This window comes from Actibacterium sp. MT2.3-13A (genome assembly GCF_018139985.1).
GTDB lineage: Bacteria > Pseudomonadota > Alphaproteobacteria > Rhodobacterales > Rhodobacteraceae > JAGSOU01.
This window is the reverse complement of sequence record NZ_JAGSOU010000010.1, coordinates 74,308-87,660: the sequence shown is the minus strand read 5'-3', so window position 1 is coordinate 87,660 and position 13,353 is coordinate 74,308. Positions and strand designations below refer to the sequence as shown.

Sequence of the window (13,353 nt, the reverse complement as noted above, 5' to 3'; positions counted from 1 at the left end):
AAAAAGCCCGCTTACGCTGCCTGCGCGCGCGCGTCAACGCCTTTTGCGCAGGGCGGGAACGAGGGCGATCGCCGCCACGAGGAGGTACAGCGCCAGCCACGGCCAGTCGCCGGTGCGCGCATAGGGCGTCGCGGTCAGCGCGCGCGGCAGCGGCGCGGTCAGCTGCCCGGCGGTGTTCAGCGGCAGGCTGTCGAGCACGCGGCCCCTGGCGTCGATCACCGCCGTGACGCCCGTGTTGGCCGAACGCAGCACCGGCAGGCCCTGCTCCACCGCTCTGAGCCGCGCCTGCGCCAGATGCTGGTATGGGCCGGAGACCGCGCCGAACCAGGCGTCATTGGTGATCTGCAGGATCCAGCCGGGCCGGGTGGCGGCGCGCAGGTCCTGCGGAAAGATCGCCTCGTAGCAGATCAGCGGCAGCGCCCGTCCCGCGGCGCCAAGGTCCAGCACCTGCGGCCCGGGCCCGGGGGTGTAGCCATAGAGGAACTCCGCCGCCAGCCCGCTGAGACCCAGCCGCGCGGCGACCGCGCGCAGCGGGATGTATTCACCGAAGGGCACGAGGTGGTGCTTGTCGTAGACATGGGTCAACGCCCCCTGCCCGCCCAGAACGGCGAGGCTGTTGTAGACCCCGCCCGAATCGCGGCGCTGCACGCCGAAGACGACGGGCGTCCCGGCCGCGGCGTCGGCGATCCGCTCCAGCGCGCCGCCGGCGCGTTCCAGCAAGTAGGGCACCGCGGTTTCCGGCCAGACGATCAGGTCGGGCGCCGTTTCGGAGGGCGCGGCGGTGTAGTCGAGCTGACGCTCGAAAAACACCGGCACCATGTCCGGGCGCCATTTCAGGCGCTGCGCGGCATTGGGCTGGATCAGGCGCACATGCACCGGATCGGCGACCTGCGGCTCCGGCCGGGCCAGGCGCCAGACGCCCCCGCCCCAGCCCGCGCCGACCAGCGCCAGCGCCAGCGCCGCGCCGCGCGCGCCCCAGGCGAAGGGTAGCGCCAGCGCCAGCAGCGCCAGCGCCGTCAGGCCATGCGCGCCGGCGAAGGCCGCCATCTGCATCACCGGCGTGCCGATCCAAAGATGCCCGATCAGCGCCCAGGGAAATCCGGTGAGAACATGGGCGCGCGCCAGTTCCGCCAGGCCCAGCGCCACGGCCAGCGCGAACGCCCGGCGCGCCCCCGTCCCCGCCCGCGCCGCCGCCCATCCGGCGGCGGCCCAGAACAGCGCCAACCCGAAACTCATGAACAGCAGCGCGAAGGGCGCCATCCAGCCATGCCGGGCGACATCCACCAGGAACGGCTCGACGATCCAGGACAGCGCGGCGGCGAAATATCCGCCGCCGAACAGCCAGGCGCGCTTCGCGCCCTGAAGCGGGCCGGGCGCGCGCAGGACCAGAGCGAACAGCCCGGCAAAGCCCGCCAGCGCCAGCGGCCACAGGCCCAGCGGCGCCTGCCCCGCCGCCGCGACCGCGCCGGCGCCGAAGGCGAGCAGCCCCGGCCGGCGCGCGGCCCGTTCGAGCAGCGCCGGGGGCAAGGCGCCTAGGCCTCGACCGCCTGCGGCAGGCGCACGCGCAGCCGCTTGATCCGACGCGGATCGGCGTCGACCACCTCGAACTGCGCGCCGCTGTCATGCGGCAGCACCTCGCCGCGCGCGGGCACGCGGCCGGTCATCATGAAGACCAGTCCGCCAAGGGTGTCGATTTCCTCTTCGTCCTCCGCATCGACCAGCTTGAGCCCGATCTCGGCCTCGAACTCGTCCAGCGGCGCACGGGCCTGCACCAGATAGCAGCCGGGCTTTTCCAGCAGCCACATCTCGCCTTCGTCGATGTCGTGCTCGTCCTCGATCTCGCCCACGACCTGCTCGATCAGGTCCTCGATCGTGACCAGCCCGTCGACACCGCCATATTCGTCGATCACCAGTGCCATGTGCATCCGCTCGCTCTGCATCTTCTGCAGCAGCACCCCGATCGGCATCGAGGGCGGCACGAAAAGCAGCGGGCGCACCATCTCGCGCAGATCGAAGGGCGCGGAGACGCCGTTGAACCCGTGCCGCAGCGCCACGTCCTTGAGATGCACCAGCCCCACCGGCGTATCCAGCGTGCCGTCATAGACGGGCAGCCGGGTCAGGCCGGATTCACGGAATTGCTGGACCAGCTCGTCGAGACCGATCTCGACGGGCACCGCCACGATTTCCACCTTGGGGATGGCCACGTCCTCGACCCGCAGCCGGCGCAGGTTGCCCATGCCCAACGACACGGCCGCGCCATAGGCGGGCGCGGCCTCGGGGGAATAGGCCGTTTCATTTTCCGAGGGCGCGCGCAGCGCCCCGAACAAGCGGCCCAGGAGGCCGGGAGTCTCTTCTGTTTCTGTGTCCGGCGCGCGTTGCGCCGCCATAGAAGACCCGTCGTCTTCGCCCATCTTTCCTTTCCAAATCACTGACCGGGCTGCGCCCGTATCATTCATATGGGTCAGCGACCCCAAGGGTTGCAAGTATTTCCACCTCAAGCCGCTCCATCAGCGCAGCGTCGCCCGGGCGGATGTGATCAAAACCCAACAGGTGCAGGCAGCCATGCACCAGCAGATGCGTGACATGATCGGCCAGCGGCTTGCCCAGCTCCTCGGCCTCGCGCGCGCAGGTCTCGTAGGCGACGGCGATGTCGCCCAGCTCCTCGGGCATGCCGGTCAGGCCTGCGCCCGGCGGCTCGGGCATGTCGCCGTCGCCCTCGGCGCCGCGCTCCTCCGAGGGCCAGCTCAGCACGTTGGTGGGGGTCGGCTTGTCGCGGAAATCGGCGTTCAGAACGGCGATGCGCGCGTCGTCGCAGCCCAGCAGGCTGATCTCGTAATCGCCCTCCAGCCCGAGATGGGACAGGGTCGCCGCGCAGGCCGACTGCGCGGCCTCGGACAAGGCCGCGCCGGTCCAGCGGTCGTCTTCGATGATGGTCTCAACATGCATGTCCTGCTGCCCTATCCCGCCCGCGACGGAGACCCGCCCTGCGACCGCAGGCCGCGCGCAGGATTTTCCGAAAATACTGCGCCAAAAATCTTCCGAAGATTCCTAGCGTCCGGCGGGGGCCGTTCACGCCTTTGCATCGGCCTTGTCATAGGCCTCGATGATCCTGGCCACAAGCGGGTGACGCACCACGTCCTTGGACGTGAAATAGTTGAAGGCGATGTTGTCGATCCCCTTCAACAGCGCCTCGGCGTCGGCCAGCCCCGAGGCCACGCCGCGCGGCAGGTCCACCTGGGAACGGTCGCCGGTGATCACCATGCGCGAGCCCTCGCCCAGCCGGGTCAGGAACATCTTCATCTGCATGGTGGTGGCGTTCTGCGCCTCGTCCAGCACCACGAAGGCATTGGCCAGCGTCCGCCCCCGCATGAAGGCCAGCGGCGCGATCTCGATCTGCTTTTCCTCGATCAGCCGGGCCAATTGCTTGCCCGGCAGGAAATCGTGCAGCGCGTCGTAGAGCGGCTGCATGTAGGGATCGACCTTTTCCTTCATGTCGCCGGGCAGGAAGCCCAGCCGCTCGCCGGCCTCGACCGCGGGGCGGGAGAGGATGATCTTGTCGACATGGCCACCGATGAACATGTTCACCGCCACCGCCACCGCGAGATAGGTCTTGCCGGTGCCCGCGGGGCCGATACCGAAGGCCAGTTCGTTGCGGTAGAGCGCCTGGACATAGGTCTTCTGCGCCTCGGTGCGCGGCTCAACCAGTTTCTTGCGGGTGTTGATCTCGACCCGGCCGCCCTTGAACAGCTCCATCTGGTCGCCATCGCGGATGCCGGTGCCCTTGCCGGAATCGCCCAGCCGAATCGTGCCGTCGATATCGCCGGCGTCGATGCCCCGGCCCGCCTCCAGCTTGCCGTAAAGCTCCTGCAGGACGACCACGGCGCGGCCGCGCGCGTCGCCCTCGCCCACCACGGCCAGCTGGTTGCCCCGGCGCAGGATATGCACGTCCAGCTTGTGCTCGATCTGTGCGAGGTTGCGGTCGAATTCGCCGCACAGGTCGATGAGAAGGCGGTTGTCAGGGAATTCCAGAAGCGTTTCGTGAACGTCTCCGGCGTTGGTCGGGGGGGTCAGAGCGCTGATGCCCAAATACGACTCCGTTGGCTAGAGCTTGCACGCTCATGGTGCCAACCCCGGCGCCTCTCCGCAAGCGCGCGCTGCCCGGAGGGGCGTTTTCGGCAAGAAAAAGGGCCGCCCCCCTCTGCCGGGGCGGCCCGTGGCGCATCGGTTCCGCGCGGCTACAGCGTGTCGGCGATCTCGCCGCCCTCCTTGAAGGGGCCGACGGCGGTGTTCGGCTCGGCCACGCCCGAACAGACCGGCTTGCCGTATTTGTCGAGCCGCTGCGACAGGTAGCCCTCGACCCCGTCGTCGATGATCCAGTGGTCGCAGCCGTTGGGATCGACCCAGATCCCGGCCTTGAGATGGCTCAGATCCTGGCTGCCGCCGAGGTGGCGGTCGACCGACTTGTCGGCGGGGGTGATGTCGCAGGCGGCCAGCGTCGCGGCGGCGGCGAGCAGGGCGAGTCCCTTGGTGATGTTCATCGGTCTGCTCTCCTCACTTGATGCAAATGATCTCGACGCGGCGGTTCTGCTGCATCCCGGCGGCGGTGGAGTTCGTGGCGCGCGGCATCCGCTCGCCGTAGCCGCGCACATCGACGACATTCGCGCCCACGCCATTGGCCACCTGGGCCACGGCATTGGCGCGGCGCATGGACAGGGCCATGTTGTATTCGTCCGAGGCGCGGCTGTCGGTATGACCGGCGATCACGAATGCGCTCGCCGTGGCCTCCTTGAAGAACTTGCGCAGGCGCTCTTGCCCGGCGGGGCTGATATAGGACTTGTCGGTGGCGAACAGCTGGTCGGAGTTCATCACCCCGCAGACATTGCCGCGGCGGCAGACCGGGATGCCCTGGCGGTTGACATGCGGCGACATGAAGCCCTCCGCCCCGTCATCCATCACCCAGTGCTCGCACCCGTCGGGATCGACCCAGATGGTGGGAACGTAGCGTTCGCCCGCCTGCCCGGCCTGCGCGGAGGTCGCGGCCAGGGCCAGCGCCCCCGCGGCGAGCGCCACGTGAAATGTCGTGAAAATACCCTTACCCACAGCTTCCATCCTCTGCCTGTTGTGCAGCGGAAGGACGGGAACATCCGCTCCTGAAGACCCCACCGCATAATGCGCGGGAGAGTAGCAAATTTCGTATTCATGTGAAGAAAGTTTTACCACATATTGTGGCTGTTTTCGCAACATTCACAAAGAAACGACGGTATTGTCGGGCGATTGCCAGAACAATCGCCCGTTTTCACCGGCAATATCGGCAATTTTGCGGCGACCTCAGGCGTCCAGCACGACCCCGGCCAGCGAGTTCGGCGCGCTGTCCACGATCTTGACCCGCGCGATGCGGCCCAGCAGGGCCTCGGGCGCCTGGGCATGGACCGCGTGCAGGTGGTCGGACTTGCCCACCAGCTGCCCGTCGAGGCGGCCGGGCTTCTCGAACAGCACCCCCACCTCGCGGCCCACCATGGCGGCCTGGATCTCGGCCTGCTGGCGGCTCAGCAGCGCCTGCAGCCGCTGCAGCCGCTCCGAGGCCTCGGCCTCGTCCACCAGCGCGCGCTCGGCCGCGGGGGTGCCGGGGCGCGGCGAGTATTTGAAGGAATAGCACTGGCCGTAGCGCACCGCCTCGACCAGGGCGAGGGTGGCCTGGAAATCCGCCTCCGTTTCCTCGGGGAAGCCGACGATGAAATCGCCGGACAGCAGGATGTCGGGGCGGGCGGCGCGGATGCGCTCGATCAGGCGCAGGTATTGTTCGGCGGTGTGGCTGCGGTTCATCCGCTTGAGGATGCGGTCGCTGCCCGACTGCACCGGCAGGTGCAGATAGGGCATCAGCTCCGCCACCTCGCCATGCGCCGCGATCAGGTCGTCGCCCATGTCGTTCGGGTGCGAGGTGGTGTAGCGGATGCGTTCCAGGCCGTCGATCTTCGCCAGCTCGCGGATCAGCCGGGCGAGGCCCCAGTCGCCGTCCGGTCCCGCGCCGTGATAGGCGTTGACGTTCTGGCCCAGCAGCGTGATCTCGCGCACCCCGCGCTCCACCAGGTCGCGCGCCTCCGCCAGCACGCGCGCGGCGGGGCGGCTGACCTCCGCGCCGCGGGTGTAGGGCACCACGCAGAAGGCGCAGAACTTGTCGCAGCCCTCCTGCACGGTGAGAAAGGCCGTGGGGCCGCGTTTGGCCTTGGGCCGGTCGCTGAGGTGGTCGAACTTGTCCTCGACGGGGAAATCGGTGTCGAGCGCCTTTTGCCCGGCCCCGGCCCTGGCCTCCAGCTCGGGCAGGCGGTGATAGCTCTGCGGGCCGACCACGAGATCGACCATCGGCTGGCGGCGCATGATCTCTTCGCCCTCGGCCTGGGCGACGCAGCCCGCCACGCCGATCTTCAGTTCGGGTTTCGCGGCCTTCAGCCCCTTGAACCGCCCCAGTTCGGAATACACCTTCTCGGCGGCCTTCTCGCGGATGTGGCAGGTGTTGAGCAGGATCATGTCCGCATCCTCCGGCGAGGAGGTCTCCACATAGCCCTGCCCGCCCAGCGCCTCGGCCATGCGTTCGCTGTCGTAGACGTTCATCTGACAGCCATAGGTCTTGATGTAGAGCTTCTTCGCTTGGGTCATGACATGCCTTCCCGGTCTCAAGCCGCCCCTCTACACAAAGCGCGCCCCGCCCGCAACGCTTGCAATGCCCCCCGATTTGGCGGAGTTTTGCCGCAAAACGGCCAGAGCGGCGGGGCAGAACATGACCTATGAAGGGCTGGAGGCATTTCTGGACAGGGGCAAGGCGGCCCTGGCCAACGGCCCGGTCGCCGTCATCATGGCCGAGGATCTGGTCGAGGTCGACACCACGATCCGCCATCACCTCAATATCGGGTTCAGGACTTTGGTGCTGCTCGCCCCGGCCGAGCTGGAGCTGACCGACGACCTGGCCGCGCGGGTGGAGCGGGTGAACATGGACGTGCACCGCGAGGGCGTGCTGGTGCAGGCGGTCAACCGGGTGATCGACGCCGCGCCGGGCCAGTGGCTCTATTACTGCTACAACGCCGAATACCTGTTCTACCCGTTCTGCGAGAGCCGCACCGTGGGCGAGATGCTGGCCTTTCATGCCGAGGAACGGCGCGACGCGATGCTGACCTATGTCATCGACCTCTATGCCAGCGACCTCGGCACCTTTCCCAATGCGGTGTCGCTGGAAACCGCCCTTCTGGACAGGTCGGGCTATTACGCGCTGGCCCGGCCCGACCCCGACAACCACGACCACCCGAAGGAGCGGCAGCTGGACTTCTTCGGCGGCCTGCGCTGGCGCTTTGAGGAGCACGTCCCCGAGGACCGGCGCAAGATCGACCGGATCTCCCTGTTCCGCGCCAGGCCGGGGCTCCGGCTGCGCCCCAACCACACCTTCAACGACGAGGAATACAACACCTACGCCTGCCCCTGGCACCACAACCTGACGGCGGCGGTGTGCTCGTTCCGCACCGCCAAGGCGCTGAAGCTGAACCCCGGCTCGACCTTCGACATCCCCAGCTTCAGGTGGCACAATTCGGTCGAGTTCGACTGGACCTCGCGGCAATTGCTGGATCTCGGGCTGATGGAACCGGGGCAATGGGTGTGAGCGCGGCATGGACCTGAGCCTGCTGCTGATCACCCTCGGCCTGCTGCTGCTGATCAGCCTGGGGCTGGACGCGCTGGGGCGGCTGACGCGGCTGCCGCATATCACCCTGCTGGTGCTGTTCGGACTGGGGATCGGGCCGTCGGGGGTGGACCTGCTGCCGATCGATGCCGCGGAGTGGCAGGCGATCACCGCGCAGCTGACCCTGACCATGATCGCCTTCCTGCTGGGCGGAGAGCTGTCCCGGGCAGCGCTGGCGGCGCGCGGGCGGGCGATCCTGAGCGTGTCGATCGCCGTGACGGTGGTCTCGCTGGCGCTGATCGCGGGCGGGCTGTGGCTGCTGGGCGCGCCGCTGGCGCTGGCGCTGCTGCTGGGCGGCGTGGGGCTCGCCACCGACCCGGCCGCCACCCGCGAGGTAATCACCGAGATGCGCGCCGACGGCCCACTGAGCAAGACGCTGCTGGGCGTGGTCGCGATCGACGACGCCTGGGGGGTGATCGTGTTCTCGGTGCTGCTGGGGCTGGTCGCCACCAGCGCGGGCGGCGCGGCCGGCGGGCTGGCGCAGGGGCTGGCCGAGGTCGGCCGGGCCGCGCTGGCGGGCCTGGCCATCGGCCTGCCCGCGGCCTATCTGACCGGGCGCATCCGCCCCGGCGAGCCGACGCTCGCCGAGGCGCTGGGGCTGGTGCTGCTCTGCGCCGGGGTCTCGCTGTGGCTGGAGGTGTCGCTCCTGCTGGTGGGCATGACCGCCGGCGCCGTGATCGTGAACCTCGCCCGGCACCACGAACGCCCCTTCCGCGCCATCGAACAGGCCAGCTGGCCCTTCGTGATCGTGTTCTTCGTGCTGGCCGGGGCGACGGTGGACCTGTCGGGGCTGGGCGGCGCGGGCTGGCTGGCGCTGGCCTTCGTGGCGCTGCGGGTGCTGGGCCGGATGGCGGGCGGCTGGATCGGGGCCCGGCTGGGCGGCATGGCGCGGCGCGAGGCGCGGCTGGTAGGGCTGGCGCTGACGCCGCAGGCGGGCGTGGCGCTGGGCATGGCGCTGGTCGCCGCGCATGCAATGCCGGCATATGCGGCGCCGCTGCTCACCGTCACCGTGGCCACCACCGTGGTGTTCGAACTGGCCGGGCCGGTGCTGACCCGCCTGGCGCTGCTGAAATCGGGAGAGGCCGGGCCGCGGCGCGCCCGCGCCGGCTCAGCTGCGGCGCAGCCGGATCACGACGTCGACCTTTGAGATCCTCGCGCCGTCGGGGGCCTGCGGAAGGCGGGTGATCTCGAGCTGCTCGACCGGCGCATCGCTGAGCCGCCCCTCGTCTTCCCAGAAGAAATGCGGGTGATCGTCGGTGCGGGTGTCGAAATAGCACTTGGTGCCGTCGACCATCACCTCCTGCATCAGCCCGGCGTCGCAGAAGGCGCGCAGCGTGTTGTAGACGGTGGCCAGCGACACTTTCTCGCCGGCCGCGCTCACCGCGGAAAAAAGACTCTCGGCGGTCACATGGCAATCCTGCCCGTCCCCGACCAGCAGCGCCGCCAGCGCCACGCGCTGGCGCGTCGGCCGCAGACCGGCGCCGGCCAGCCAGGCCGCGCCGCGTTCGGCCGCCTCGGGGCCCGTGGGGATGGCGTTTTTCTTGTCCATAAGGCTGCATATACAGGGCAACTCGGGCCCGTTTCAATTCATTTTCGCGCCGGGACATCCCCCCCCGCCGGGCCGAGGCGCTATTGCATGCCCTTCCGGCCCGGTGCTACACGGGGGGCTGACATACAAGCACAGCGTGAAGGGGCGGGGCTGGATGGCCGACTATCCGACGAGTTTCGACAAGGACGATCTACTGAAATGCGCGCGGGGTGAGCTGTTCGGCCCCGGCAACGCGCAGCTGCCCGCGCCGCCCATGCTGATGATGGACCGGATCACCGAGATCAGCGCCGATGGCGGCGCGCATGGCAAGGGCCATGTGGTGGCCGAGTTCGACATCCACCCCGACCTGTGGTTCTTCGAATGCCATTTCCCCGGCAACCCGATCATGCCCGGCTGCCTCGGACTGGACGGGCTGTGGCAGCTGACCGGCTTCAACCTGGGCTGGCGCGGCTGGCAGGGGCGCGGCTACGCGCTGGGCGTGGGCGAGGTGAAGCTCACCGGCATGGTCCGCCCCGACCGCAAGATGCTGACCTATTACGTCGATTTCACCAAGGCCATTCAGACCCGCCGCCTGACCATGGGCGTGGCCGATGGCCGGGTCGAGGCCGATGGCGAAGTGATCTATCAGGTCAAGGACATGAAGGTCGCTCTGTCCGAGAACTGATCCAAAACGAGAGGAGTGCGCCATGCGTCGCGTGGTCGTAACAGGGCTGGGGATTGTCTCGTCCATCGGGAACAATGCCGAGGAGGTGACCGCCGCGCTGAAGGCCGGCCGGTCAGGCATCACCGCCAACGAGGCGATGGCCGAACACGGCTTCCGCAGCCGGGTCGCGGGGGCGATCGACATCGACCCGGCCGAACATATCGACAAGCGCGCGCTGCGCTTCATGGGGCCGGGCGCGGCCTATGCCCATATCGCGATGCAACAGGCGATCGCGGATTCCGGGCTTGAGGAAAGCGACATCGTGAACCCGCGCACCGGGCTTGTGGCCGGTTCCGGCGGGCCCTCGACCAGCGCCATGTTCGCCGCGCATCAGACCGTGCTCCAGACCGGCGCGACCAAGCGGATAGGCCCCTTCGCGGTGCCCAAATGCATGAGCTCGACGATCTCGGCCAACCTGGCGACGGCCTTCCGCATCAAGGGCATCAACTATTCCATCACCTCGGCCTGCTCGACCTCGCTGCATTGCATCGGCAATGCCGCCGAGCAGATCATGATGGGCAAGCAGGACGTGATGTTCGCCGGCGGCGGCGAGGAACTGGACTGGACCCTGTCGTGCCTGTTCGACGCGATGGGCGCGATGTCGAGCAAGTTCAACGACACGCCGCAGCAAGCCTCGCGCGCCTTCGACGCCGACCGCGACGGTTTCGTCATCTCGGGCGGCGGCGGCATCCTCGTTCTGGAGGAGCTGGAGCACGCCCGCGCCCGCGGCGCCAGGATCTACGCCGAGGTTACCGGCTTCGCCGCAACCTCGGACGGGCACGACATGGTGGCCCCCTCGGGCGAGGGCGGCGAGCGCGCGATGCGGCTGGCGCTGCAGACCCTGCCCGCGGACCGCAAGGTCGGCTATATCAACGCGCATGGCACCTCGACGCCAGTGGGCGACGTGGGCGAGGTGCTGGCCGTGCGCCGGGTCTTCGGCGAGTGCAACACCCCGCCGATCAGCTCCACCAAGTCGCTGACCGGCCACGCCCAGGGCGCCGCCGGCGCGCTGGAGGCGGTGTTCAGCCTGCTGATGCTGGAACATGATTTCATCGCCCCCTCGATCAATGTCGAAACGCTGGACCCGGCGATCCAGCCGGGCGAGGTCGCCACGACGCTGGTCGAAAACGCCGGTCTGGACACGGTGATGTCCAACTCCTTCGGCTTCGGCGGCACCAACGGCTCGATCGCTCTGAGCAAATATCACGGATAGGACATGATGCCTGATCTCATGAAGGGGAAGCGCGGCCTGGTCATGGGCGTCGCCAACGACCGGTCCATCGCATGGGGGATTGCAAAGGCACTGCATGCCGAGGGGGCCGAGCTGGCCTTCAGCTACCAGGGGGAGGCTTTCGGCAAGCGCGTCCTGCCGCTGGCCCAGTCGCTGGGCTCGAACATCCTGGTCGATGTGGACGTCACGGACGACGCCTCGCTGGACGCCGCGTTCGACCGGCTGAAGGCGGAATGGGGCACGATCGACTTCGTGGTCCACGCCATCGCCTATTCCGACAAGAACGAGCTCACCGGCCGCTTCGTCGACACCACCCGCGAGAATTTCCGCAACTCGCTGACGATCTCCTGCTACTCGCTGATCGACGTGGCCAAGCGGGCCGTGCCCTTGATGCCGCAGGGCGGCTCGATCATCACCCTGACCTACCAGGGCTCCAACCGGGTGACGCCCTTCTACAACGTGATGGGCGTGGCCAAGGCGGCGCTGGAATCGGCGGTGCGCTATCTGGCCAACGACCTCGGGCCGCAGGGCATCCGCGTGAACGCGATCTCGCCCGGCCCGATGAAGACACTGGCCGGCGCGGCCATCGGTGGCGCGCGCAAGACCTTCCGCCAGACCGAGGCCAACGCGCCGCTGCGCCACAACGCGACGCTCGAGGCGATCGGCGGCACCGCGGTCTACCTGGCCTCGGACCACGGCAACTGCACCACCGGCGAGATCATCCGGGTCGATGGCGGCTACCACGTCCTAGGCATGCCGCAGCCGGAGAACCTGTAAGGCCGGGGCGGCTCAGCCCCCGCAGGCCAGCTGTCGGGAATGCTGCAGACGGCGCGCCACCCAGTCGGCGCGCCGTCTTCTTTTCCGGGGACGGCGGCGGCGCAAGGCGGGCAGCGTCCGCCCGCGGTGGGCGGGGCTTCGGACAAGCGGGCCCGCCCGGCGAGAGGCCGCGCCGGGCCGTGGCACCTCTGGCATGCGGAGGCTCAGCCCCCGCCCCGCCGCCGGTCCGCCTGTTCGCGCAGGCGGCGCGACAGGTTCTCGCGGAACCCCTCGCCATCGCCGAACTCGACAAAGCTGCCATAGCGGGCATGCGGCTCCTCGATGCGGCGGGCATGCTTGATCGGGCACCAGTATTCCTCGGTGCGCGAGGCGATCTCGCGGGCATAGCCGATCAGCCCGTTGGCATAACCGCAATAGACGCAGTTCAGCTTTTGCAGCCCGTTGAGATAGCCCAGCTGGTGGCGGTCGATGGCGATGTAGTCGCCGCGCCGGACCTTCTCGATGCCGTGAACCGGGAAACAGATGGCTTGGTAGAGGCTCACGAACAGGTCGAGCAGAGCCAGCGGCAGGATCAGCGAATAGATCACCGGCGCGGTCAGCACCACCATCGGCCGCGTGCGCTTGAGAAAGCTCAGCCAGCCCTCGCGCAGTTCGCGGTGGCGCCGCCGCATGTCGTCCTCGAACACCACGCGCCCGCGTTCGACGCGATAGCGGAACTCGGCGCGGCGTTCCTCGATCTCCTCCTGAACCGCCTCCTGCAACTCGCGGATGCGGCCCAGCAGGCGTTCCATCGCTGGCGGCATGGCATGGCCCTCCCCGGCATCGGCGCATTTCAGCACATGCCGCGGCAAAGGGCCATGCCGAAGGGTCAGACGATCTCGACCAGCTCTATCGCGAAGGTCAGGTCGTGGCCGGCCAGCCGGTGGTTGGCGTCCAGCGTCACGCTGTCATCGGTCAGCTCGGCCACGGTGACAGGCATCGACTGGCCCTGCGGCGTGCGCATCTCCAGCATCAGGCCGACCTCAAGCGGGATGTCCGCCGGGATCTGGTCGCGCGGGATCGCCTGGCGCGCGTTCGGGTCAGGCTGGCCATAGGCCTCGTCGGCGACGGCGACCACGGTTTTCTTCTCGCCGACGGCCATGCCCGGCAGGGCCTTGTCGAGGCCGGGAATGATCTGGCCGGAACCGACGGTGAATTCCAGCGGCTCGCGCCCTTCGGAGCTGTCGAAAACCGTGCCGTCCGTCAGCGTGCCGGTGTAATGGATGCGGACCGTGTCGCCCGATTTGACTTGCGCCATCGCGTGTCTCTCTTTCATGTGCGGGGGATGGGTTTGCAGAGGCCGCGCGCGTGGCGCAGGTGCTCTTGGCGTG

15 protein-coding genes are annotated in these 13,353 nt (G+C 68.6%); 5 read left to right on the top strand and 10 right to left on the bottom strand.

Features of this window, described 5'->3' with window-relative positions:
* Window positions 1-33: 33 nt before the first annotated feature.
* From lnt to miaB, 7 genes are all read right to left on the bottom strand, one after another.
* On the bottom strand, window positions 34-1,527 hold the full coding sequence (lnt, locus tag KCI33_RS10760; RefSeq protein ID WP_212524790.1) for an apolipoprotein N-acyltransferase: 1,494 nt from the start codon (window positions 1,525-1,527) through the stop codon (window positions 34-36).
* Between the two features lie 5 nt (window positions 1,528-1,532).
* Window positions 1,533-2,411: a hemolysin family protein gene (locus KCI33_RS10755; protein ID WP_212524789.1), complete on the bottom strand. Its 879-nt coding sequence runs from the start codon at window positions 2,409-2,411 to the stop codon at window positions 1,533-1,535.
* Between the two features lie 37 nt (window positions 2,412-2,448).
* The gene (ybeY, locus tag KCI33_RS10750) at window positions 2,449-2,946 is read right to left on the bottom strand and encodes an rRNA maturation RNase YbeY (RefSeq protein WP_212524788.1); all 498 of its coding nucleotides are present in this window, start codon (window positions 2,944-2,946) and stop codon (window positions 2,449-2,451) included.
* Window positions 2,947-3,069: 123 nt separating this feature from the next.
* Window positions 3,070-4,086 carry a PhoH family protein gene (locus tag KCI33_RS10745; RefSeq protein ID WP_212524787.1) on the bottom strand — a complete coding sequence of 339 codons (1,017 nt, stop codon included), beginning with the start codon at window positions 4,084-4,086 and terminating at the stop codon, window positions 3,070-3,072.
* Between the two features lie 149 nt (window positions 4,087-4,235).
* On the bottom strand, window positions 4,236-4,538 hold the full coding sequence (locus KCI33_RS10740) for a hypothetical protein (protein ID WP_212524786.1): 303 nt from the start codon (window positions 4,536-4,538) through the stop codon (window positions 4,236-4,238).
* 13 nt (window positions 4,539-4,551) lie between these two features.
* A complete protein-coding gene (locus KCI33_RS10735) occupies window positions 4,552-5,049 on the bottom strand; it encodes an OmpA family protein (protein ID WP_249139029.1) in 498 nt (165 codons plus the stop codon).
* Window positions 5,050-5,328: 279 nt separating this feature from the next.
* Window positions 5,329-6,654 (bottom strand): tRNA (N6-isopentenyl adenosine(37)-C2)-methylthiotransferase MiaB, encoded by a 1,326-nt coding sequence (gene miaB / locus KCI33_RS10730; RefSeq protein WP_212524784.1) that lies wholly within the window; start codon window positions 6,652-6,654, stop codon window positions 5,329-5,331.
* Between the two features lie 121 nt (window positions 6,655-6,775).
* Between miaB and KCI33_RS10725 the strand changes: the two genes are divergently transcribed.
* A complete protein-coding gene (locus KCI33_RS10725; protein WP_212524783.1) occupies window positions 6,776-7,645 on the top strand; it encodes a glycosyltransferase family 2 protein in 870 nt (289 codons plus the stop codon).
* Between the two features lie 7 nt (window positions 7,646-7,652).
* On the top strand, window positions 7,653-8,870 hold the full coding sequence (locus KCI33_RS10720; protein ID WP_212524782.1) for a cation:proton antiporter: 1,218 nt from the start codon (window positions 7,653-7,655) through the stop codon (window positions 8,868-8,870).
* Here KCI33_RS10720 and irrA read toward each other — a convergent pair.
* Window positions 8,832-9,272 carry an iron response transcriptional regulator IrrA gene (irrA, locus tag KCI33_RS10715; protein ID WP_212524781.1) on the bottom strand — a complete coding sequence of 147 codons (441 nt, stop codon included), beginning with the start codon at window positions 9,270-9,272 and terminating at the stop codon, window positions 8,832-8,834. The genes KCI33_RS10720 and irrA overlap by 39 nt on opposite strands.
* A 154-nt stretch (window positions 9,273-9,426) precedes the next feature.
* On the opposite strand from irrA, the gene fabA reads away from it, so the two are divergent.
* Genes fabA through KCI33_RS10700 form a run of 3 tightly spaced genes read left to right on the top strand, consistent with a single transcriptional unit; the run spans window position 9,427 to window position 11,983 of the window.
* The gene (fabA, locus tag KCI33_RS10710; RefSeq protein WP_212524780.1) at window positions 9,427-9,936 is read left to right on the top strand and encodes a bifunctional 3-hydroxydecanoyl-ACP dehydratase/trans-2-decenoyl-ACP isomerase; all 510 of its coding nucleotides are present in this window, start codon (window positions 9,427-9,429) and stop codon (window positions 9,934-9,936) included.
* Between the two features lie 22 nt (window positions 9,937-9,958).
* The gene (gene fabB, locus KCI33_RS10705; RefSeq protein WP_212524779.1) at window positions 9,959-11,188 is read left to right on the top strand and encodes a beta-ketoacyl-ACP synthase I; all 1,230 of its coding nucleotides are present in this window, start codon (window positions 9,959-9,961) and stop codon (window positions 11,186-11,188) included.
* A 6-nt stretch (window positions 11,189-11,194) separates the two neighbouring features.
* On the top strand, window positions 11,195-11,983 hold the full coding sequence (locus KCI33_RS10700; protein WP_212524846.1) for an SDR family oxidoreductase: 789 nt from the start codon (window positions 11,195-11,197) through the stop codon (window positions 11,981-11,983).
* A gap of 203 nt (window positions 11,984-12,186) precedes the next feature.
* Here the strand turns inward: KCI33_RS10700 and KCI33_RS10695 are convergent, their stop codons facing one another.
* Together KCI33_RS10695 and KCI33_RS10690 are read right to left on the bottom strand one after the other, a co-directional pair.
* Window positions 12,187-12,786 carry a hypothetical protein gene (locus KCI33_RS10695; RefSeq protein ID WP_212524778.1) on the bottom strand — a complete coding sequence of 200 codons (600 nt, stop codon included), beginning with the start codon at window positions 12,784-12,786 and terminating at the stop codon, window positions 12,187-12,189.
* A 65-nt stretch (window positions 12,787-12,851) separates the two neighbouring features.
* A complete protein-coding gene (locus tag KCI33_RS10690) occupies window positions 12,852-13,280 on the bottom strand; it encodes a peptidylprolyl isomerase (RefSeq protein WP_212524777.1) in 429 nt (142 codons plus the stop codon).
* Window positions 13,281-13,353 lie beyond the last annotated feature (73 nt).